This window comes from Streptomyces hainanensis, assembly GCF_004348415.1.
Taxonomy (GTDB): Bacteria; Actinomycetota; Actinomycetes; order Streptomycetales; family Streptomycetaceae; genus Streptomyces; species Streptomyces hainanensis.
The window spans coordinates 1-19,583 of sequence record NZ_SMKI01000088.1 but is presented as its reverse complement, the minus strand read 5'-3'; the positions used below and the strand labels follow the sequence as shown (position 1 = coordinate 19,583).

Here is a 19,583-nt window from a genome sequence, read left to right as displayed (position 1 = left end):
CAGGTGTGGGGCGGGTTGAGCACGGCCGTGGCGGCGTCGGGGACGAGGCCGAGCTGGGCTATGGCCTCCTCGGGCACCAGGTGGCGGTCGCCGAAGCGGCCGCGCCAGGCGTTGGTCGCGGCGTTCGTGTCGGGGCCCTCGGCCCAGGCCGTGGCCGGCTCGCCCGGGAGCAGGGCGCCGATCACCGCCGCCAGGCCCCGGGTGTCCAGGGCGGCGAGCAACTCGCCCGCGTGTTCGGCCTGCTTGGGCTTGAGGCCGAGTGATGCCAGTGTGTCGGCGGTGGGCTCGTGGGGCAGCCCGGCGAGCAGCAGTGCGGCCTGGGCGGGGCCGAGCCCGGTGCGGGCGGCGAGGTCGGCGGCCGGCTCGGGGCGCCACGGAACCGGGCCGCGTTCCCTGACCAGCCGGACCACCTCGGTCAGCAGCGCCGGCGCGGGCCGGCCGGTGAAGTCGCGCTCCCCGGTGAGGGTGAACGGCGCCACGGGGCCGAAGGCGCCGGTCGGGTCGTGGTCGAGGGCGAGCCAGTGGGTGCGGTCGGTCTCCCGGTCCTCGCGCTGGGCGCCCAGGATGACCACGGTGCGGTCGCCGTGCCGCAGCACCTGGCCGCCGCGCCTGGCGTTCACACCCTTCTCGACGAGCACCAGCCGGCGCAGCGCTCCCCGGCCGGCGAGCGGCCCCTCGGCCAGGGCCTGGAGGAGCAGCAGCAGGGCCTCGCGCCCGGCGTCGGCGGCGAGTTGGCCGGTGGCCCGGTGGGCGAGGGCGTGCTGGGAGGCGAGCAGCGGCGTCCAGTCGAGGTTGTGTGCGGGGGTGGTGCGCTCGTCCGTCGTCCAGCCGGCGGGCAGCGGTTCGGTGCGGTAGCGGGCGGGCAGCGGCCGGCCGGTGGCGGGCTCGCCGGCCAGCACCCGCCCCGCGGCGCGGATCTGCTGGAGCACCGCCCACGAGGAGGACTGGTGGTAGGGGACGCGCGGCCCGGGGGCGACCAGCCCGTGGACGGCGTGCAGCAGGGTGGCGTTGTCGCCGTGCGGCGGCCGGTAGTCCTCGAACATGGCCTGGTCGCGGTCGGCGGCGTTCGGGGTCTTCGGGGTGGCGAGCCGGGCGGCCGAGGCGGCCTGCCGAACCGTGTGCCGGACGATGCCGGCGACGCCGAGGCGCAGCGCCGGGTCGGTGAGCTCGGGCAGGACCCGGGCGACGGCGGTGGCGACGGCCTCGTCCTGGGCGCGGCGGTACTCGGCGGCGGGGATCTCTCGGCCCGCCTCCCTGGCGGCCAACTGGATGCCGCGCTGCTCCGCCTCGGCGTCGGCGACGGCGGTGATCAGCCGCTCGGCGGCCTCGTCGGTCAGGGCGCGCAGGGCGCGTGATCCGGCCTCGTCGCGGGGCCGCAGCAGGTGCCAGAAGGGGGCCGGGGCGACCAGCCGGGTGCCGGCCGCGAACTCGCCGCCCGGCTGCCCCTGGACGGCGCTGCCCAGCATGCCGTGGACCCGGTGGGCGCCCGTCTCGAAGAGGGCGAGGTCGCCGCCGTGGACCGCGAGGACCGGTTCGGCTCCGCCGGGGAGCCGGGGCGCGCCGACGGGGATCCGGCGGGGGCCGTCTCCGGTGAGGGTGACGGTGCGGCCGTCCGGGGAGCCGGCCCTGAGGACCGCACCGTCCTGTTCGGCGCGGACCCACCAGCCGAGCTGGCGGCCGTCGGTGCCGAGCGGGGTGTCGGCGAGACCGGCGGGCACGGGGAGCACGGAGCAGTGTTCGGTGAGCAGTTGCGCGCCGTCGGCGACGGCGCCGGCCAGGAACGCCGGCAGCGAGGCGCGGCCCTCGGCGCCGCTCGTCGGGTCGTACTCCCGCCAGACGGACCGCCGGTCGTCCGTGTCGAGGGACCAGTGGCCGGTGCTGTCGCCGAGGACGGCCCGCTCCTCGGGGAGCGCCGTGTCGCCGGCGTGCAGGGGCCGGGTGCCGGTGGCGCGGCCGCCGCCCGGCAGGGCCAGGGTGACGGCGGTGTTGGGGCGGTGCCAGCCACCGGCTCGTGTCCCGCCGAGGCCGAAGACCTCGGCGGGGCTGGCCGACCAGTAGGCGCGCTGCTCGCCCCCGTGCCACCAGGTGACCAGGAGTTGGCCGTCGACGTAGCGAAAGGCGGGCTGCTGCCAGTGGAGTTGGTCGGGGATCCGGAGCTCGTGTTCGAGCAGGACGCCCTCCGGACCGACGACGACGGCTCGGGTGGTGGTGCCGACGATCAGCGCGGGCCACGCCTCGTGGACGGTGTACTGCCGCTGGTGGCCCTGGCCGCTCGGCTCGCCGAGGAGCCGTACGGCCTCTTCGAGGGCGGGCCAGCCCAGTTCGTCGAAGATCCCGGCGCGCAGCGTGCGGCCGAGGACGGGGCCGAGCCGGTGGGCGGCGAGTCGGGCCAGCGCCTCGGGGTGGACCTCGGCGACGGTGGCGCCGAACGGCAGCAGCGCGTCGAGGGCCGTGCGGGCGGCCGGCAGGCCGGGGGCGGCGACGAACTCCTCGACGCGGGCGCCGAGCCACTCCCGCAGGACGCCGCGCAGCACGGGGTGGGCAACGACGGCGCCGAGCGCCTCGGCGTCCCGCCGGCCGCCGGTCTCGCCGACGACGGTGGACAGGGCGGGGGCGAACCGGGGGTCGGCGGCGAGGGCCGCCAGGTCGCGGCGGTCGCTCGCCGGGGCCTGGAGCCAGCTGCCCAGGTCGAACCTGGGCCGGTGGGCCGGGTCGGCCACCGGGATGTTCTCGGCGAGGCAGAGGTCGAGCAGTTCGAGGTCGGTGCCGCCGCGCCAGCCGTGGTGCTGGACGAGGGCGACCGGTGTGCCGTCGGCGCGCAGCCGGGGCGCCATCCGGTGGGCCAGGGCGTAGCTGCCGGGTGAGTGGCGGGGGCCGCGCCAGCCGCGGCCGAGGTGGCCGGCCCAGCGGGAGAGCCAGTCGGCGGCGGCCACGCCGGCCACCGGCGGCTGGGCGGTGAGCAGGGTCTCGGCCTGGGTCTCGGCCAGCAGCCGCAGCCAGAGCTCGTCTCCCCCGTCCTCGGCGGCGAGGCTGCTGGGGAGGATGTCGAGCAGCCGGCGGCGGATGTCGAGCCGCTCGCGGCCCAGGGCGGCGAGGGCTTCGCGGTATCCGGTCCAGAAGGAGCGGGGGGCGCGGACGATCGCCGGGGAGCCGAGCAGTTCGGCGAGCAGTTCGCGCTCCTCGGCGGCCGGGTCGAGCCCGGCGGCCTTGATCAGCCGGCGGCTGTCCTGGGGGAAGGAAGCGTAGGGCGGCAGGCCGGCGGCGCACCGCTCGACCGTCAACTGCCGGAACTCGGCCCATGCCTGGGCGGCGGGCAGCCGCCCGGTGAGGTCCCTGACGTGCTCCTTGAGCTCCTTGGCGGTGAGCGCGCCGGCGAAGGCGAACTCCAGGAAGACGGCGCGCTGCCTGGCCTCGTCCACCGTGAGGCCGTGTGCCCGCTCGGCGGTGCGGGCGCGGCCGAAGAACGCGGCGGCGTACCGGGGGTTCTCGACGGCGAGGAACGCGCGGGCGGCCTGCTCGTAGAAGGTGGGCAGGAAGTGCGGCACGGAGCGGCCGAGGCGCTCGCCGAGTTCCTCGAAGCCTTCCCTGGCGTGGCCGGCGCGGGACCCGGCGAGCCGGGCGAGCCGCTCGATGTCGCGGACGAGGGCGAGGGCGTGGTGCCCGTTGGCCGGGTCGTTGACCAGGGCCCAGGCGGGGAAGCCGAGGGTCTCGCGGCGGACCTGGCCGACCACCGGGGCCTCGCCGTCGCGGCGCAGGCCCAGGAAGTCCAGGGCGAGGTCCTCGGCCGCGCCGAGCGTCTCGGGGACGAGCCGGACGAGCCGCCGGTCGTCGAGGACGGGGTGGGTGTAGACGCGGGCGGTCAGCCCGTCCGCGTCGGCCCCGTCGTGGCTGTCGGGCACCAGGATCGCGCCGGCGTCCAGGGCGGTGGCGTCACTCACTTGTCCTTCTCCTTCTCGATCTCGCGGCCGGCGTGGAGCGCGGCGGCCATCCGCAGGCCCTCGGACCAGGCGACGGGGCCGACCTCGCCGAGGCGCAGCCCGCGCCCGGCCGTGTCGCTCCAGGTGAGCGGCCCGGTCTCGGTCTCCTCGTAGCCCTCGTACTCGCCGAGCCAGACGCGGGCCTCGACGGTGCGGCCGGCCTCGAAGACGGGGCAGACGGCCTGACCGCCGCGGACCCGGTAGCCGAGGGAGGTGGCCCGGCCGGCGAGGAAGCGCAGCTGCTTGAACCGGCCGCCGGCGAAGGTGTCGACGCTGACCGCCTCGGGGTCGACGCCGTCGCGCCGCCACACCTCGCGATGCAGCTGGCCGATGCCCTGCCGGAGATCGAGCTCGGTGGCGAAGTCGCGGAGCTCCGCCAGGTCGTCGAGGAGGACCGGGTGCGGGATGCGGAGCAGCTCGGGGCGGACGCGCACGGTGTCGCCGTCCAGGTCGACCAGGCCGATACCGCGCTCCGGGTCGGCGTCACGCAGGAAGCCGGCGACGGCGCCGGAAGTGTCGGTGACGACCAGGTCGCGGAGGGCGGCCCGCCAGGCGGCGTCGGGCCAGACCCGGGCGAGGACCGCGGCGGGCACGGGCAGGGACCTGATCATCCAGCGCTCGACGGTCGCGACGCACTCGCGCTCGTGCCGCGCCAGCCACTCGACGAGCTGGCGCAGCTGGACGACGGCCGGCTCGTCGGCGATCCTGGCGGGCACCGTCTTGAGCCGACGCCCCGCCTTGTTGCGGCAGACGACCCTGCCCGCCTCGTCGAGCGCGACCTCGTAGTCGCCGGCCCCGATCCACCCCATGACCATCTCCCTGGTGGTGCTTACGATGATCAGGACTCTAGAAGCAGCCACTGACAGTGGCCCCCGGCAGTGCGACGCTCCCGACGGCGGGCCACGCGGCGCTCCCTGACGCCGGGTCACCGGACGGGAGAGACATGGCGGACGAGGCGGGTACCGGGGTGCGGCCGGTGCGTTGGGGGATCCTGGCGACGGGTTCGATCGCATCCAGGTTCGCGGGCGACGCGCTGCGGATGCCGGACGCCGAGCTGGTCGCGGTGGGTTCGCGGGCGAAGGGCCCGGCGGAGGACTTCGCGCGGCGCTTCGACATTCCGCGCGCGTACGGGAGTTGGGCGGAGCTGGCAGCGGACGACGGCGTGGACGTGGTGTACGTGGCGACGCCGCACAACGCGCACCACGCGGCGGTGCGTGCGTGCCTGGAGGCCGGTCGGGCGGTGCTGTGCGAGAAGCCGTTCACGCTGAACGCCGCCGAGGCCGAGTCGCTGGTGGCGTTGGCGAGGAGCCGGGACCGCTTCCTGATGGAGGCGATGTGGATGTACTGCAACCCGGCCATCCGGCGGATGGCCGGGCTGGTGCGGGACGGCGCGATCGGCGAGGTGCGGGCGGTGCAGGCCGACTTCGGGATCGGCGGCCCGCTCGATCCCGGGCACCGGCTGCTCGACCCGGCGCTCGGCGGCGGGGCGCTGCTCGACCTGGGCGTCTACCCGGTCTCGTTCGCCCAGTTGCTGCTGGGCGAGCCGACCGAGGTGGCGGCCTGGGCGCGGCTGACGGGCGGGGTGGACACCAACACCGGGCTGGTGCTGGGCTTCGCCTCGGGCGCGGTGGCGACGCTGACCACCTCGTTGGTGGCGGACACGCCGCGGACCGCCTCGGTGACCGGTTCGGCCGGCCGGATCGAGTTCCCGCGCGGCTTCTTCTTCGCCGACCGCTTCGTGCTGCACCGGCCGGGCCGGGAGCCCGAGGAGTTCGCCGAGCCGGGCCCTGCGGACACGTTCGCCCACCAGATCTCGGAGGTGACGCGCTGCCTGCGGGCCGGCGCCCTGGAGTCGCCGCTGGTGCCGCTCGACGGCAGCCTGGCCGTGATGCGGACACTGGACGCGGCCCGCGCCCGCATCGGGCTGCGCTACCCGGGCGAGTAGCGGGTGGCGCCTCGGGGGCGGCCGACCGTTCCCGAGGCGCCGCGGGTCACCGGGCCGCGCCGCGGGTCACCGGGCCGCGCCCCACTCCCGCTGGCCGGCCAGCTCGGCCTTGGCGTCGGCCAGTTGGACGGCGACCGCCGAGGGGGCCGTGCCGCCGCGGGCCGAGCGGGCGGCGAGGGCGCCCGACACGCTGAGGACGGTGCGGACCTCCGGCGTGAGGTGCGGGGAGATCTTGGCGAACTGCTCGTCCGTCAGCTGGTCGAGCTCGATGCCCTCCGCCTCGCACACCTTGACGCACTCGCCGGCGATCTCGTGCGCGTCCCGGAACGGCACGCCCTGCTTGACCAGCCACTCGGCGATGTCGGTGGCCAGCGAGAAGCCGGCCGGGGCCAGCTCGGCCATCCGCTCCTCGTTGACGGTGAGGGTGGCCAGCATGCCGGTGAACGCCGGCAGCAGCACCTCGAGTTGGTCGCAGGAGTCGAAGACCGGCTCCTTGTCCTCCTGGAGGTCGCGGTTGTAGGCGAGCGGCAGCGCCTTCAGGGTGGCGAGCAGCCCGGTCAGGTTGCCGATGAGCCGCCCCGACTTGCCGCGGGCGAGCTCGGCGATGTCCGGGTTCTTCTTCTGCGGCATGATCGAGCTGCCGGTGGAGAACGCGTCGTGCAGGGTGACGAAGGAGAACTCCTTCGTGTTCCAGACGATGATCTCCTCGGCGATCCGGGAGACGTCCACGCCGATCATGGCGGTGACGAAGGCGAACTCGGCGGCGAAGTCGCGGGAGGCCGTGCCGTCGATGGAGTTGGCCACGGAACCGCCCTCGAAGCCGAGGTCGGCGGCCACCGCCTCCGGGTCGAGGCCGAGTGAGGAGCCGGCCAGCGCTCCCGAGCCGTACGGCGAGACGGCCGTGCGCGCGTCCCACTGCCGCAGCCGCTCGGCGTTCCGGGAGAGCGCCTGGACGTGGGCCAGCACGTGGTGCGCGAAGAGCACCGGCTGGGCGTGCTGGAAGTGGGTGCGCCCCGGCATGGCCGCGTCGGGGTGGGCGTCGGCGAGGCCGATCAGCGCGTCCTGGAGGTCGGCGACCAGCCCCCCGATGATCCTGGCGTGGTCGCGCAGGTACATCCGGAAGAGCGTGGCCACCTGGTCGTTCCGCGAACGGCCGGCGCGCAGCTTGCCGCCGAGCTCGGGGCCGAGCCGTTCGAGCAGGCCGCGCTCCAGCGCGGTGTGCACGTCCTCGTCGGCGACGGTGCCGGTGAAGGAGCCGTCGGCGACGTCGGTGGCGAGCCGGTCGAGCCCGGCCAGCATCCGGTCGAGCTCGTCGGCGGTGAGCAGCCCGGCGCGGTGCAGCACCCGGGCGTGGGCGCGGGAGCCCGCGATGTCGTAGGGGGCGAGCCGCCAGTCGAAGTGGACCGAGGCGCTCAGCTTCTCCAAAGCGGCTGCCGGGCCGTCCGCGAAACGACCGCCCCAGAGCCTGACGTCCTGGTTCACCTGGCCAACTCCTGTCGTACTGCGATCGTCGTACCGCGATCTCGCCGGACGCTCCGACGGTATAAGTATGCAGACCTCTGCATGCTTCGTCAAAGCGAGCGACAAGGTTGGGCAAACCACCCTAGCCGGGTAGGACTTACGGGCGAATCACCAACAGAACACGTCCCTTCCAGCACACCACTCACCTCACCCACACGAGTGAATTACCGGCGGGCGAGCGCGCTCCGTTGCCCCTTTGGCCTGAGCAGACCCCCTGGTCAACCCGGCCGAACAGGACGACAACGGCGCGCGTTGCCTTTCAACGGCGCGCGGCGGATGCAAAACACGCCGTTCCCGCGTCACGGGGAAAGCGGCCAAGCTGACAACACGATCGCCGCCCACCGCGCAGGCCACCGGCGCGCGGCGGCGAACGCGTGAGCAGGGCCGTTACCGCGCGGCGGCGAGCCTGCCCGTCGCATCAGTTGTCCGTGCCGGGCCAGCCCCGGAACGCCGAAGCCAGCGGAGGTCCCTCATGACCACACTGCCCGAGACGACGGACGAGCGGGCCACCGCGCTCGCCGCCCTGAGCCGCACCCGGGCGCTGCTCGACCCCGGCCTCCGCCACTGGGTGGGCCGGCTGCCGGGGCCCGTGGCCCGGGTGGCCTCCTACCACTTCGGCTGGACGGACAGCGCCGGCCGGCCGGGCGCCGCACCGGCCGGCAAGGCCCTGCGGCCCGCCCTGGTGTTCGGCTGCGCCGAGGCCGTGGGCGCCTCCGCCGAGGAGGCGCTGGCCCCCGCGGTCGCGGTGGAGCTGGTCCACAACTTCTCCCTGCTGCACGACGACATCCTGGACGGCGACACCACGCGCCGGCACCGTGCCACCGCCTGGGCGGTCTTCGGCTCGTCCGCGGCCCTGCTCGCCGGGGACGCGCTGCTGGTGCAGGCCAGCCGGGTGCTCACCGAGGACCCGCCGGGCCGCACCCGCACGGTCACCGGATTACGGTGGCTGGCCGACGCCACCACCCAGCTGATCGAGGGCGAGCAGACCGACATCGGCTTCGAGGAACGGGCGCACGTCTCACTCGCCGAGTGCCTGGCCATGACCGAGCGCAAGACGGCGTCGCTGCTGGCCTGTTCCTGCGCCCTCGGCGCGCTGTGGGGCGGGGGTTCGGCGGAGCGGATCGAGTCCCTGCGGCGCTTCGGCATCCACCTGGGCATGGCCTTCCAGCTGGTCGACGACCTGCTGGGCATCTGGGGCGACCCGGCGGTCACCGGCAAGCCGGCCGGCGCCGACCTGGCCAGCCGCAAGAAGTCGCTGCCGGTGGTCGCCGCGCTGGACTCGGGCACCCCGGCCGGGCGCCGGCTCGCCGAGTGCTACGGCCCGGGGCGCGCCCCCGAGACCGGGCCGGACGAGATCGGCCGGCTCGCCGACCTGGTGGCCGAGGCCGGCGGCCGGGCCTGGGCCGAGGAGGCGGCGGAACGGGAGTTCGCGCAGGCCCTGGAGTGCCTGCGCGCCGCGGCGCCGTCCGAGCCGGCCGCCGCCGCGCTCGCCGCGCTGGCCCGCCTCGCCTGCCGCCGTGACCGCTGACAACCACTGACAACCACTGACAACCGCGGGAAACCCGCCGAGAGCTCCCCGAGAGAGGAAGCACCACCGATGGGGAAGGTACTGCTGGCCGCACCGCGCGGTTTCTGCGCCGGCGTCGAGCGCGCGGTCGCCACCGTGGAGGAGGCGCTGCGGCAACACGGCCCGCCGGTCTACGTCCGTCGCCAGATCGTGCACAACACCCATGTGGTGCGGGAGTTGGCGGCGCGCGGCGCGGTGTTCGTCGAGGAGCTGACCGAGGTGCCGGAGGGCGCGCTCGTCGTGTTCTCGGCGCACGGTGTCGCCCCGGCCGTGCACCGGCAGGCGGCGGAGCGCCGGCTGACGGTGGTCGACGCGGTCTGCCCGCTGGTGACCAAGGTGCACCGGGAGGCCGAGCGGTTCGCGGCCGACGGCTACCAGATCGCGCTCATCGGCCACGCGGACCACGAGGAGGTGGTCGGCACGGTCGGGCACGCGCCGGAGCACATCCACGTCGTCGAGTCGCCGGCGGAGGCCGAGCGGTTGCCGATCGCCGATCCGGCGAGGGTGGTCTGGCTCTCGCAGACCACCCTCGCCGTGGACGAGGTCACCGAGACGGCGCGGGCGCTGCGGGCCCGCCTGCCGGAGCTGGCCGATCCGCCGGGCGACGACGTCTGCTACGCCAGCCAGAACCGGCAGGACGCGGTGCGGGCCATTGCCGCGCGCTGCGACCTGCTGCTGGTGGTCGGCTCCGCCAACTCCTCCAACTCGGCGCGCCTCGTGGAGGTCGCGCTGCGCGCCGGAGCCCGGGCCGCCCGGCTGATCGACACGTCCGCCGAGGTCGCCGAGGAGTGGTTCGACGGCGTCGCCACGGTGGGCGTCACGGCCGGCGCCTCGGTGCCCGAGGTGCTGGTGGGCGAGCTGGTGGCCGCGCTCGCCGAGCGGGGCTACCGGGAGGTGGAGGAGGTGCCGGTGGCCCGCGAGACGCTGCGGTTCGCGATGCCACGGCGGCTGGCGCCCGGCTGACGCCGGTGGCGCAGGTGGCGCCGCGCGGACGGCGCGCCGTCAGTCCAGCGACTCCTCCGGCTCCTTCTGCTTCTGGGCCAGCCGGAGCAGGTGGTCGGCGAGCGACTGCCCGCCCGTGGCCTCCCGGCTGATCAGCAGCAGGGTGTCGTCGCCCGCGATGGTGCCCAGGATGTCGTGCACCTCGGCCTGGTCGATGGCCGAGGCGAGGAACTGCGCGGCGCCCGGCGGGGTGCGCAGCACGACGAGGTTGGCGGACGCCTCGGCGGAGATCAGCAGCTCGCCGGCGAGCCTGGCGAGCCGCTCCTCCTTGGCGGACTCGCCGAGCGGCACCCGCGGCGTGCGGAAGCCGCCCTCGCTCGGCACGGCGTAGATCAGCTCTCCTCCGGAGTTGCGGATCTTCACCGCGCCGAGCTCGTCGAGGTCGCGGCTGAGCGTCGCCTGGGTGACGCTCAGTCCGTCGTCGGCGAGGAGCTTGGCCAACTGGCTCTGGGAGCGCACCGGCTGACGGTTGAGGATCTCCACGATCCGCCGGTGCCTGGCGGTCCTGGTCTGGGGCACGGACGATCCCCCGGGCCCCGCGGCCTTCTGCGCTGCCGCCACGGGCTGCCGCTCGTCGGTCATGCTCCCCCTTCGGGTCTCAGCTCGCTGCCGCTGACGCGTCCGCGTCATCGAGGATCCGGGGCAGCGCCGCGAGCAGCGCGTCCACCTCGGCATCGCCGATGATCAGGGGCGGAGCGAGCCGCACCACCTCGGGGGTGGCGGCGTTGACCAGGAATCCGGCCTGCTGAGCCGCCCGCTGCACCTGTGCGGCCAACGGCTCCGTGAGCACGATACCGAGCAGCAGGCCCGCACCCCTGACACGGTCGACCAGCGGGTGTCCGAGATTCCACACACCGTCACGCAGCCGCTCCCCCGCGGCCTTGACCCGCTCGAGCAGCCCCTCGGACTCGATGGTGTCGAGGACCGCGAGGGCGGCGGCGCAGGAGACCGGGTTGCCGCCGAAGGTGGAGCCGTGCTTCCCGGGTGTGAGCAGTTCCGCGGCCTCGCCGAAGGCGAGGGTGGCGCCGATCGGCAGGCCGGCGCCGAGCCCCTTGGCCAGGGTGATGACGTCCGCCTCGACGCCCTGGGCCTGGCCGGCGAACCAGTGCCCGGTGCGGCCGATGCCGGTCTGCACCTCGTCGAGCACCAGCAGGGTGCCGGTGGCCCGGGTGAGGGCGCGGACCTCCGCCAGGTAGCCGTCCGGCGGCACGACCACCCCGTTCTCGCCCTGGATCGGCTCGACGATCACCAGCGCGGTCTCGGTGGTGACGGCCGCCCGCAGCGCCTCGATGTCGCCGAACGGCACATGGGTGACGTCGGCGGGCAGCGGGTGGAAGCCGTCCTGCTTGGCCGGCTGGCCGGTGAGCGCGAGGGCGCCCATGGTCCGGCCGTGGAAGCCGCCCTCGGTGGCCACCATGTGGCGCCGGCCGGTGAGCCGGCCGATCTTGAAGGCCGCCTCGACGGCCTCGGCGCCCGAGTTGGCGAAGTAGACCCGGCCCGGCCGGCCGGCCAGGGTCAGCAGCCGCTCGGCGAGGGCCACCGGGGGCTCGGCGACGAAGAGGTTGGAGACGTGGCCGAGCAGCGCGATCTGGTCCGAGACGGCGCGCACCACGGCCGGATGGCCGGTGCCGAGGGAGTTGACGGCGATGCCGCCGAGGAAGTCCAGGTACTCCTTGCCGTCGGCGTCCCAGAGCCTGGCGCCCTCGCCGTGGGTGATCGGGACGCGGGGGGTGCCGTAGTTGTCCATCAGCGCACCCCGCCAGCGCGCGTTCAGTGCGTCGTTGCCCGGGGCCTCGTTCGTTGCGGTGCTCATGACGGCTGTCCCGTCCCCTCTCCGTTGGCTCCGTCGTCGTCCGCGGTGTCCCGCGCGGCCGGGGGGTCGGGCACGACCATGGTGCCGACGCCCTCGTCGGTGAAGATCTCCAGGAGGATGGCGTGCTGCACCCGGCCGTCTATCACCCGCGCGGTGCTCACCCCGTTGCGCACCGCGTGGAGGCAGCCCTCCATCTTGGGCACCATGCCGCTGGCCAGCTCGGGCAGCAGCCGCTCCAACTCGCTCACGGTGAGCCGGCTGATCACCTCGTCGCTGGTGGGCCAGTCCGCGTAGAGGCCCTCGACGTCGGTCAGCACCATCAGGGTCTCGGCGCCGAGCGCGGCGGCGACCGCGGCGGCCGCGGTGTCGGCGTTGACGTTGTAGACGTGGTGGTCGTCGGCGCTGCGGGCTATGGAGGAGATCACCGGGATGCGGCCGTCGTCGAGCAGGGCCCGGATGGCTCCGGTGTCGGTCGCGGTGATCTCGCCGACGCGGCCGAGGTCGACGCGCTGGCCGTCCACGTCGGCGTAGCGCTTGGTGGCGGTCATCAGGTGGGCGTCCTCACCGGTCATGCCGACGGCCAGCGGGCCGTGCCGGTTGAGCAGGCCGACCAGCTCGCGCTGCACCTGGCCGGCCAGCACCATGCGGACCACCTCCATGGTCTCCGGGGTGGTGACCCGCAGCCCGGCGCGGAACTCGGAGGTGAGGCCGAGCCGGTCGAGCTGGGCGTTGATCTGCGGGCCGCCGCCGTGCACCACGACGGGCCGGAGACCGGCGTGCCGCAGGAAGACGACGTCCTGGGCGAAGGCGGCCTTCAGCTCGTCGTCCACCATGGCGTTGCCGCCGAACTTGATGACGACGGTCCTGCCGTGGTGGCGGGTCAGCCAGGGCAGTGCCTCGACGAGGATGCGGGCCTTGGGGAGGGCGGTGTGTTTGCGGGTGCCGCCGTTCTCGGTGGTCGTCATGAGGAGTAGGCGCTGTTCTCGTGGACGTAGTCGGCGGTGAGGTCGTTGGTCCAGACGACGGCGGAGGCGTCGCCGGCGGACAGGTCGGCGGTGATGGTGACCTCGCGGTAGCGCATGTCGACGAGCGCGCGGTCCTCGCCCACCGAGCCCTGGCGGCAGACCCACACCCCGTTGATGGCGACGTCCAGCCGGTCGGGGTCGAAGGCGGCCGAGGTGGTGCCGATGGCGGAGAGCACCCGGCCCCAGTTGGGGTCCTCGCCGTGGAGGGCGCACTTGAGCAGGTTGTTGCGGGCGATGGAGCGGCCGACCTCGACGGCGTCGTCCTCGGTGGCGGCGTTCACGACCTCGATCCTGATGTCCTTGGAGGCCCCCTCTGCGTCCCCGACGAGCTGCCTGGCGAGGTCGGCGCAGACGGCCCTGACGGCCTCGGCGAAGGCCACCGGCTCGGGCACCACGCCGGAGGCGCCGGAGGCGAGCAGCAGCACGGTGTCGTTGGTCGACATGCAGCCGTCGGAGTCGACCCGGTCGAAGGTGGTCCTGGTGGCGGCCCGTAGCGCCTCGTCGAGGGCGGCGGACTCGACGTCGGCGTCGGTGGTGAGGACGACCAGCATGGTGGCGAGCCCCGGCGCGAGCATGCCGGCGCCCTTGGCCATGCCGCCGACGGTCCAGCCGGCGCCCTCGGCGACGGCGGTCTTGTGGGTGGTGTCGGTGGTCTTGATGGCGATGGCGGCCTTCTCGCCACCGTGCGGCGAGAGCTCGGCGGCGGCGCGGTCGACGCCGGGGAGCAGCTTGTCCATCGGCAGCCGGAGGCCGATGAGGCCGGTGGAGGCGACGGCGACCTCGCCCGCGCTGTGGCCGAGCGCCGCGGCGACCCGCTCCGCGGTGGCGTGGGTGTCCTGGAAGCCGAGCGGCCCGGTGCAGGCGTTGGCGCCGCCGGAGTTGAGGACGACGGCGGTGACCGCGCCGCCCTTGAGCACCTGCTCCGACCAGACCACGGGTGCCGCCCTGACCCGGTTGCCGGTGAACACCCCGGCGGCGGCGCGGCTCGGGCCCTGGTTGACGACGAGCGCCAGGTCGGGCGCGCCACTCTCCTTGATCCCGGCGACGACGCCGGCGGCGGTGAATCCCCGGGCGGCGGTGACACTCATGGCGCGACTCCGATCGTGGAAAGGCCGAGCTCCTCGGGGAGGCCGAGGGCGACGTTCATGCTCTGCACCGCGCCGCCCGCGGTGCCCTTGGTGAGGTTGTCGATCGCGCTGATGACGATCAGGCGGCCCGCCGACTCGTCCAGGGCGACCTGGAGCAGCGCGGCGTTGGATCCGGCGACGGCGGCCGTGGTGGGCCACCGGCCCTCGGGCAGCAGCCGGACGAAGGGCTCGCCCGCCAGCGCCTCGGCGTAGACCTCGCGCAGCCGCGCGGCGGTCAGGCCCGGCGTGGCCCTGGCGGAGCAGGTGGCGAGGATGCCGCGGGACATGGGGGCGAGGGTGGGGGTGAAGGAGACGGTGACCCGCTCGCCGGCGACGGCCGAGAGGTTCTGGATCATCTCCGGGGTGTGGCGGTGGCCACCGCCGACGCCGTAGGGACTCATCGCGCCCATGACCTCGCTGCCCAGCAGGTGCGGCTTGAGCGAGCGGCCGGCGCCCGAGGTGCCGCTGGCCGCCACGATCACGGCCTCCGGCTCGGCTATGCCGGCGGCGTAGGCCGGGAAGAGGGCCAGCGAGACGGCGGTGGGGTAGCAGCCGGGCACGGCTATCCGCCGGGCGCCGCGCAGCTTCTCCCGGGCGCCGGGCAGCTCGGGCAGGCCGTAGGGCCAGGTGCCGGCGTGCGGCGAACCGTAGAAGCGCTCCCAGTCGGCCGCGTCGGCGAGCCGGAAGTCGGCGCCGCAGTCGATGACCAGCGTCTCGTCGCCGAGCTGCTCGGCGACGGCCGCCGAGTGGCCGTGCGGCAGGGCGAGGAAGACGACGTCGTGGCCGGCCAGCGCGGCCGCGGTGGTCTCCTCGACCACCCGGTCGGCCAGCGGCAGCAGCTGCGGCTGCGACGCTTCCAGCCGCTGCCCGGCGCTGGTGTTCCCGGTCAGCGCGCCGATCTCCGTCTCCGGGTGCCCCGAGAGCAGCCGCAGGATCTCGCCCCCCGCATAGCCACTCGCTCCCGCCACCGCAGCACGCAACGCCATCGCCTCCTTGTTAGGACAGCATGACTATACGCATCGCCACAGTTTTATGCAATGAGTTCTCGCGGCGCCCCGCGCTGCCGGTGAGAGCGGGCGCCCCGGCCGGCCGGCGCGGGTGGGGGACGGAGGACGGGGCCGTGGTGACGCTTCTCACCTGCGGTGTCCGCACGGAAGGCGGTGCCGGACGGCGCGCGGACAGGGCGCCCCGAGACCGGCGGGGAAGCACGGCCACGCGGATGTTCCCTGCCCGATCTCGTCGTGCGGTATGCAGTCGATCCGATCGGGTGGGACACCCGGGGACCGATCCCCTCGGGCACCGGGCCCGGCGGGCACGAACCCCGGCCCGCCCGCCGGTAGGGTCGGGCGCCGAGGGGGCGCCCGTGTTGATCACCCTGAGCGGCGGCGCCGGCGCCGGCAAGACGACGTTGGCGACGGCCCTTGCCGGCCACGCCGGCCGTGCCGGACCGGCGCGGATGCTGCACGGCGACGACTACTACGTCACCGGGCGCGAGCACGGCAGCTGGCTGCCGGACGAGAACGGCCTGCCGCGGCTCGACGTCGGCGACCCGCGCTCGATGGACTTCGCCAGGCTCGACGCCGACGTCGACGCCGCCCTCACCGCCGCCCCGCGGCCGGTCGCCGTGATCGTGGAGGGGATGTTCGCCTTCCGCTGCCGCCCGTCGGCGACGGCGGGCCCACGCCTCGACGTCTTCGTCGACCTCGCGGCCGACCTACGGCTGGCCCGCAAGATCCACCGGCAGTGTGTGCGGGGCGACTTCCCCGTCGCCGTGCTGCTGGCCAACTACCTGAACCTGCGCCGCGCCGCCTTCGCCCGGCACGTCGAACCGGCGCGCGCCGCCTGCGATCTGGTGGTCGACGGCGAACTGCCGGCGGCGGCGCTGGCCGAGCGCGTCTGGGCCGCGACGGCGGTCAGCCGAGGCGGAGGCTCCAGCGACCCCGCCCGCCGCTGAGGCTGACCACCGACAGCGGGTGCACCTCGGTGCGCCAGTACGACAGCGGCGGCGCCTTGAGCGCGTAGAGCATCGCGGCCCTGATCACCGAGGGTTCCGTGACGGCCACCACCCGGCCGTCGTCGTCGATGGGGCGGGTGTCGAGCCAGCCGCCCACCCGGGCGACGAAGGAGAGCAGCGGCTCCCCGCCGTGCGGCGCGGAGCGCGGGTCGGAGAGCCAGACGTCGACCGCGCCCGGCTCGCGCGCCGTGACCTCCTGTAGAGTGAGCCCGCTCCAGCGCCCCATGTCGCAGTCGCGGAGGGCCGGTTGGGCGAGCGGGGCGAGGCCGATGGCCTCCCCGGTCTGCCGGCTTCCCGGGGTCGGCGAGCAGTAGCGGAGCTCGGCCGCGGCCAACGGCAGCAGGGCCGGAATGGCGCGCTCCAACTCGCGCCAACCGGCGGTGTCGAGTGGGCGGTCATCACCGAAGCGGGCGTCGAGCAGGGTGGAGCTGCGTGCTGCGGCGATCAGCGTGACCAGCATGGCGCGATCGTACGAGGACTCGAATAACCGCACCACAACGGTGACGTAAATCTCACGGGCGTTCCGGGCGACCGCCGTGCGCCGTCACGGGGCGCGGGGCAGCCCCTCATCCGGGTCGGAGGCGAAGCACTCACGCCAGCCGACGCCCAACCTTCGTACGCCCTCGACGAGTTCGGCGAGCCCGGCGGCGGGCGCGAAGCTGAGGCGGACGTGGGGCGCCGGCGGCTCGGCCGCGTAGTAGGGACGACCGGGCGCGACGGCGACCCCCGCACGCAGCGCGGCGGCGGCCAGTCCCGCCTCGTCGGCGCCGGGCGGCAGTGGCAGCCACAGGTGGTAGCCGCCGCGCGGCGCCGGCACCGGGCCGGCGGGCCCGGCCGCCAGCGCCCGGACCATCGCCTCCCGCCGCTCCCGCAACTCCCGCGCCACCGTGCGGAGATGACGACTCCAGGAGGGGGTACCGACGAGTTCGAGCGCGGTCTCCTGGAGCGGGCGGGGCACGAAGAAGCTGTCGACGATCTGGATGGCCCGCAGCCGCTCGGCCACCGGGCCGCGCGCCGCCAGCGCCCCGACCCGCAGGCTGGCGGAGGTCACCTTGGTGAGCGAACGGACGTGCACCACCGTGCCGTCGGGGTCCTCGGCCGCCAGGCTGGGCGGTTGCGGGCCGGCGTCCTCGTGGCCGAGCAGCCGGGCGAAATCGTCCTCGATCACGAAGGCGCCGGCGGCCCGCGCCGCCGCGAGCACCTCGCCGCGCCGCTCCGGCGCGAGGACCGCCCCGGTCGGGTTCTGGAACAGCGGCTGGCAGACGAACACCCGGGCCCCGCTGGCTTCGAACGCCCGCCGCAGCAGCTCGGGGCGTACCCCGTCGGCGTCCACCGGCACCGGCACCGGACGAAGCCCCGAGGCCCGCGCGGCGGCCAGCATCCCCGGGTAGGTCGGTGACTCCACCAACACCGGCGCGCCGGGCGGCGCGAGGGCGCGCAGCGCGGTGGTCAGGGCGCTCTGCCCGCCGGCGGTGACCAGCACGTCGGCCGCGCCGACCGTGCCGGCCCCGCCGTCGATCTCCCGGGCGAACCAGGCCCGCAGCTCGGGCAGCCCCGCCATCGGCGGGCGCTCCCAGGCACCGGGCCGCCGCCCCGCCCTGGCGAGCGCGGCCGCCAGCGCCCGCTCGGGACGCAGCGCGGGCGCGAGGTAGCCGCCGTTGAGCTCGATGACGCCGGGCGGCGGGGTGTCGAGGGTGGCCAGTACTCCCCCGGCGTCCACGGTGCGCGGCACCTCGTCGGGGGACGGCTCGGCGGTCAGGGCGATCTGCTGCCAGGACGTGTCGCCGCGCGGCGGGGCCGCGGCGCGCGGCCCGGCGCGGAAGGCGCCGGCACCGGGCCGGGTGACGACCAGGCCCTCGGCGGCCAGCGTCGCCAGCGCCCTGGCGACCGTGCCGGGACCGACCCGGTGCCGGCGCATCAGCTCCCGACTCGACGGCAGCCGCTCACCCGGCCGGTAGCGGTCCAGATCCCGCCGCAGCAGCCCGGCCAGCTCCAGCTCACTGCTACCGTGTTCCATGACGGATCAGAATAGCGCTACCGCCCCCCGCTCGATAGCGGTGCCGGCCCCGGAGCCGGCGGTGACAGACCGCGGCGGCATCGCGCTCGCCGCCCTCGGGGTCGTCGCGTTCTCGCTCACCTTCCCCGGCACCGTCTGGGGCCTCGACGGGCTCGGCCCCTGGACACTCACCTGCGGCCGCGTCGTGCTGGGCGCCGTGATCGCCGTCGGCTGGCTGGCGGTGACCCGCGCCCCGCGCCCCGAGCGCCGCCACTGGCCCAGCCTGGCCACCGTCGCGGTCGGCACCGTGGTGGGGTTCCCGCTGCTGACCACGCTGGCCCTCCAGACGTCCTCGACCTCGCACGCCGCCGTGGTGGTCGGGCTGCTGCCGATCACCACCGCCTGCTACGCCACGGTGCGGACCGGCAACCGCCCGTCCCGCACCTTCTGGGCCGCGGCGCTGGTCGGCGCCGGCGTGGTGGTCGCCTTCGCGATCCAGCAGAACGGCGGCGCCCCCACCGGCGCCGACGGCTACCTCCTGCTGGCCCTGCTGCTCTGCGCCGCCGCCTACGGCGAGGGTGGCCGACTGGCCCGCGAACTGCCGGGCTGGCAGGTGATGAGCTGGGGCCTCGTGGCCAGCCTGCCGTTCGCGCTTCCGGGGCTGCTGGTGGCGCTGTCCGCCGAGCCCGCCGACCTGACCGCCCGCTCGATCACGGGCCTGCTCTGGGTGGCGGCCGGCTCCCAGATCTTCGGCATCGCCGTCTGGTACCGGGGCCTGGCCAGGGCGGGCATCGCCCGGGCCAGCCAACTCCAGCTCGCCCAGCCGCTCCTCACCCTCCTCTGGGCGGTCCTGCTGCTGGACGAGACCCTCACCCCGGCCGCGCCGCTGGCGGCGCTCGCCGTGCTGGCCTGCATCGCGATCACCCAACGGTCCCGCGGCTGACGGTTCGGGCACCGCGACGTAGACTGGAAGAGGTGACGTGGATCACAGCCTGCCCACGTCCCGAGAACGGCGAGAGGCGACGGGAGGGAATCCCGATGCGAGCGAAGACAGGCGACCGGATGATCACGCACGGCAGGACCGTGGGCGACGTCGAGCGGGTCACCGAGGTCATCGAGGTGCTCGGCGAAAACGGCCAACCCCCCTTCCGGGTGCGGTCGGCTGACGGCCACGAGAGCGTCGTGTCCCCCGGCCCCGACTCGGAGATCAGAGGCGCCAGGCGCCGCCGCTTCCTCGGACGCGGCTGACCCCGAACCCGAAGGCATGAGCGCCCGCACGAAACGCGGCGCGCCGAAGGCGGCGGCCCCTGTCTGGCCGGGAGCCGACCGCCGGCAGCCGGCCAAGAACACCACACCCGCGGCCGGGCCACCGCGGTCCGGCCACACCACCGACGGCCCACGGGCCGGCGGCCCGCCCCGAGAAACGGCGAAAGGGACGGGAACGGCGCCCCGGGACGCCGGGCGGCCGCGACCGCCACACCGAGGCAGTCGGCGGCACGCGGGCACACCCCCGACCCGAGCCGGCCGCCGCGCGGTACGCGACGAAGCCGGCACGACACCGGGCCGGCGGCCCGCCCCGCGGAGCGGCGAAAAGGG

Annotated in this window: 16 protein-coding genes; 6 read left to right on the top strand and 10 right to left on the bottom strand. The window is 75.3% G+C overall.

Features of this window, described 5'->3' with window-relative positions; translation table 11 throughout:
• Both E1283_RS37190 and E1283_RS10920 read right to left on the bottom strand, forming a co-directional pair.
• The coding region (locus E1283_RS37190; RefSeq protein WP_165956084.1) for a hypothetical protein at positions 1 to 3,938 on the bottom strand (3,938 nt) is incomplete at its 3' end.
• Positions 3,935 to 4,786, bottom strand: coding sequence for a DUF4132 domain-containing protein (locus tag E1283_RS10920; protein WP_132817764.1), 852 nt, complete (start codon positions 4,784 to 4,786; stop codon positions 3,935 to 3,937). The genes E1283_RS37190 and E1283_RS10920, both read right to left, overlap by 4 nt.
• Before the next feature lie 134 nt (positions 4,787 to 4,920).
• Here E1283_RS10920 and E1283_RS10915 point away from each other — a divergent pair, with 134 nt between their 5' ends.
• Positions 4,921 to 5,922 carry a Gfo/Idh/MocA family protein gene (locus E1283_RS10915; protein WP_132817763.1) on the top strand — a complete coding sequence of 334 codons (1,002 nt, stop codon included), beginning with the start codon at positions 4,921 to 4,923 and terminating at the stop codon, positions 5,920 to 5,922.
• 66 nt (positions 5,923 to 5,988) lie between these two features.
• Here the strand turns inward: E1283_RS10915 and argH are convergent, their stop codons facing one another.
• Positions 5,989 to 7,404: an argininosuccinate lyase gene (gene argH / locus E1283_RS10910; RefSeq protein WP_132817762.1), complete on the bottom strand. Its 1,416-nt coding sequence runs from the start codon at positions 7,402 to 7,404 to the stop codon at positions 5,989 to 5,991.
• 511 nt (positions 7,405 to 7,915) lie between these two features.
• Between argH and E1283_RS10905 the strand changes: the two genes are divergently transcribed.
• Both E1283_RS10905 and E1283_RS10900 read left to right on the top strand, forming a co-directional pair.
• The gene (locus E1283_RS10905) at positions 7,916 to 8,971 is read left to right on the top strand and encodes a polyprenyl synthetase family protein (protein ID WP_132817761.1); all 1,056 of its coding nucleotides are present in this window, start codon (positions 7,916 to 7,918) and stop codon (positions 8,969 to 8,971) included.
• Between the two features lie 69 nt (positions 8,972 to 9,040).
• Positions 9,041 to 9,973 (top strand): 4-hydroxy-3-methylbut-2-enyl diphosphate reductase, encoded by a 933-nt coding sequence (locus E1283_RS10900; protein ID WP_132817760.1) that lies wholly within the window; start codon positions 9,041 to 9,043, stop codon positions 9,971 to 9,973.
• A 39-nt stretch (positions 9,974 to 10,012) separates the two neighbouring features.
• Here the strand turns inward: E1283_RS10900 and E1283_RS10895 are convergent, their stop codons facing one another.
• Genes E1283_RS10895 through argC form a run of 5 tightly spaced genes read right to left on the bottom strand, consistent with a single transcriptional unit; the run spans position 10,013 to position 14,963 of the window.
• Positions 10,013 to 10,594: an arginine repressor gene (locus tag E1283_RS10895; protein WP_132817759.1), complete on the bottom strand. Its 582-nt coding sequence runs from the start codon at positions 10,592 to 10,594 to the stop codon at positions 10,013 to 10,015.
• Between the two features lie 16 nt (positions 10,595 to 10,610).
• On the bottom strand, positions 10,611 to 11,825 hold the full coding sequence (locus E1283_RS10890) for an acetylornithine transaminase (RefSeq protein ID WP_132817758.1): 1,215 nt from the start codon (positions 11,823 to 11,825) through the stop codon (positions 10,611 to 10,613).
• A complete protein-coding gene (gene argB, locus E1283_RS10885; protein WP_243744751.1) occupies positions 11,822 to 12,790 on the bottom strand; it encodes an acetylglutamate kinase in 969 nt (322 codons plus the stop codon). Before argB ends, E1283_RS10890 begins: the two co-directional genes overlap by 4 nt.
• Positions 12,787 to 13,938: a bifunctional glutamate N-acetyltransferase/amino-acid acetyltransferase ArgJ gene (argJ, locus tag E1283_RS10880; protein WP_132817757.1), complete on the bottom strand. Its 1,152-nt coding sequence runs from the start codon at positions 13,936 to 13,938 to the stop codon at positions 12,787 to 12,789. Before argJ ends, argB begins: the two co-directional genes overlap by 4 nt.
• On the bottom strand, positions 13,935 to 14,963 hold the full coding sequence (gene argC / locus E1283_RS10875) for an N-acetyl-gamma-glutamyl-phosphate reductase (RefSeq protein ID WP_132817756.1): 1,029 nt from the start codon (positions 14,961 to 14,963) through the stop codon (positions 13,935 to 13,937). The genes argJ and argC overlap by 4 nt, the downstream gene beginning before the upstream one ends.
• 377 nt (positions 14,964 to 15,340) lie before the next feature.
• Here argC and E1283_RS10870 point away from each other — a divergent pair, with 377 nt between their 5' ends.
• Positions 15,341 to 15,931: a uridine kinase family protein gene (locus tag E1283_RS10870; protein WP_132817755.1), complete on the top strand. Its 591-nt coding sequence runs from the start codon at positions 15,341 to 15,343 to the stop codon at positions 15,929 to 15,931.
• Here E1283_RS10870 and E1283_RS10865 read toward each other — a convergent pair.
• Both E1283_RS10865 and E1283_RS10860 read right to left on the bottom strand, forming a co-directional pair.
• A complete protein-coding gene (locus E1283_RS10865) occupies positions 15,891 to 16,451 on the bottom strand; it encodes a histidine phosphatase family protein (protein ID WP_132817754.1) in 561 nt (186 codons plus the stop codon). The two genes, E1283_RS10870 and E1283_RS10865, sit on opposite strands and share 41 nt — an antisense overlap.
• A gap of 84 nt (positions 16,452 to 16,535) precedes the next feature.
• Positions 16,536 to 18,008, bottom strand: a complete 1,473-nt coding sequence (locus E1283_RS10860) for an aminotransferase-like domain-containing protein (RefSeq protein WP_132817753.1) — start codon at positions 18,006 to 18,008, stop codon at positions 16,536 to 16,538.
• On the opposite strand from E1283_RS10860, the gene E1283_RS10855 reads away from it, so the two are divergent.
• Together E1283_RS10855 and E1283_RS10850 are read left to right on the top strand one after the other, a co-directional pair.
• Entirely contained in the window at positions 18,007 to 18,930 is a 924-nt protein-coding gene (locus E1283_RS10855) for a DMT family transporter (protein ID WP_132817752.1), read from the top strand. The genes E1283_RS10860 and E1283_RS10855 overlap by 2 nt on opposite strands.
• 95 nt (positions 18,931 to 19,025) lie before the next feature.
• Positions 19,026 to 19,235, top strand: coding sequence for a DUF1918 domain-containing protein (locus tag E1283_RS10850; protein ID WP_132817751.1), 210 nt, complete (start codon positions 19,026 to 19,028; stop codon positions 19,233 to 19,235).
• Positions 19,236 to 19,583: the final 348 nt, after the last annotated feature.

What these genes read in the sequence shown, in the direction of transcription:
- E1283_RS10920 (WP_132817764.1), bottom strand. Translation starts at nt 4,786, where the DNA reads ATGGGGTGGATCGGGGCCGGCGACTACGAGGTCGCGCTCGACGAGGCG.
- E1283_RS10915 (WP_132817763.1), top strand. Translation starts at nt 4,921, where the DNA reads ATGGCGGACGAGGCGGGTACCGGGGTGCGGCCGGTGCGTTGGGGGATC.
- E1283_RS10905 (WP_132817761.1), top strand. Translation starts at nt 7,916, where the DNA reads ATGACCACACTGCCCGAGACGACGGACGAGCGGGCCACCGCGCTCGCC.
- E1283_RS10900 (WP_132817760.1), top strand. Translation starts at nt 9,041, where the DNA reads ATGGGGAAGGTACTGCTGGCCGCACCGCGCGGTTTCTGCGCCGGCGTC.
- E1283_RS10895 (WP_132817759.1), bottom strand. Translation starts at nt 10,594, where the DNA reads ATGACCGACGAGCGGCAGCCCGTGGCGGCAGCGCAGAAGGCCGCGGGG.
- E1283_RS10890 (WP_132817758.1), bottom strand. Translation starts at nt 11,825, where the DNA reads ATGAGCACCGCAACGAACGAGGCCCCGGGCAACGACGCACTGAACGCG.
- argB (WP_243744751.1), bottom strand. Translation starts at nt 12,790, where the DNA reads ATGACGACCACCGAGAACGGCGGCACCCGCAAACACACCGCCCTCCCC.
- argJ (WP_132817757.1), bottom strand. Translation starts at nt 13,938, where the DNA reads ATGAGTGTCACCGCCGCCCGGGGATTCACCGCCGCCGGCGTCGTCGCC.
- argC (WP_132817756.1), bottom strand. Translation starts at nt 14,963, where the DNA reads ATGGCGTTGCGTGCTGCGGTGGCGGGAGCGAGTGGCTATGCGGGGGGC.
- E1283_RS10865 (WP_132817754.1), bottom strand. Translation starts at nt 16,451, where the DNA reads ATGCTGGTCACGCTGATCGCCGCAGCACGCAGCTCCACCCTGCTCGAC.
- E1283_RS10855 (WP_132817752.1), top strand. Translation starts at nt 18,007, where the DNA reads ATGACGGATCAGAATAGCGCTACCGCCCCCCGCTCGATAGCGGTGCCG.
- E1283_RS10860 (WP_132817753.1), bottom strand. Translation starts at nt 18,008, where the DNA reads ATGGAACACGGTAGCAGTGAGCTGGAGCTGGCCGGGCTGCTGCGGCGG.
- E1283_RS10850 (WP_132817751.1), top strand. Translation starts at nt 19,026, where the DNA reads ATGCGAGCGAAGACAGGCGACCGGATGATCACGCACGGCAGGACCGTG.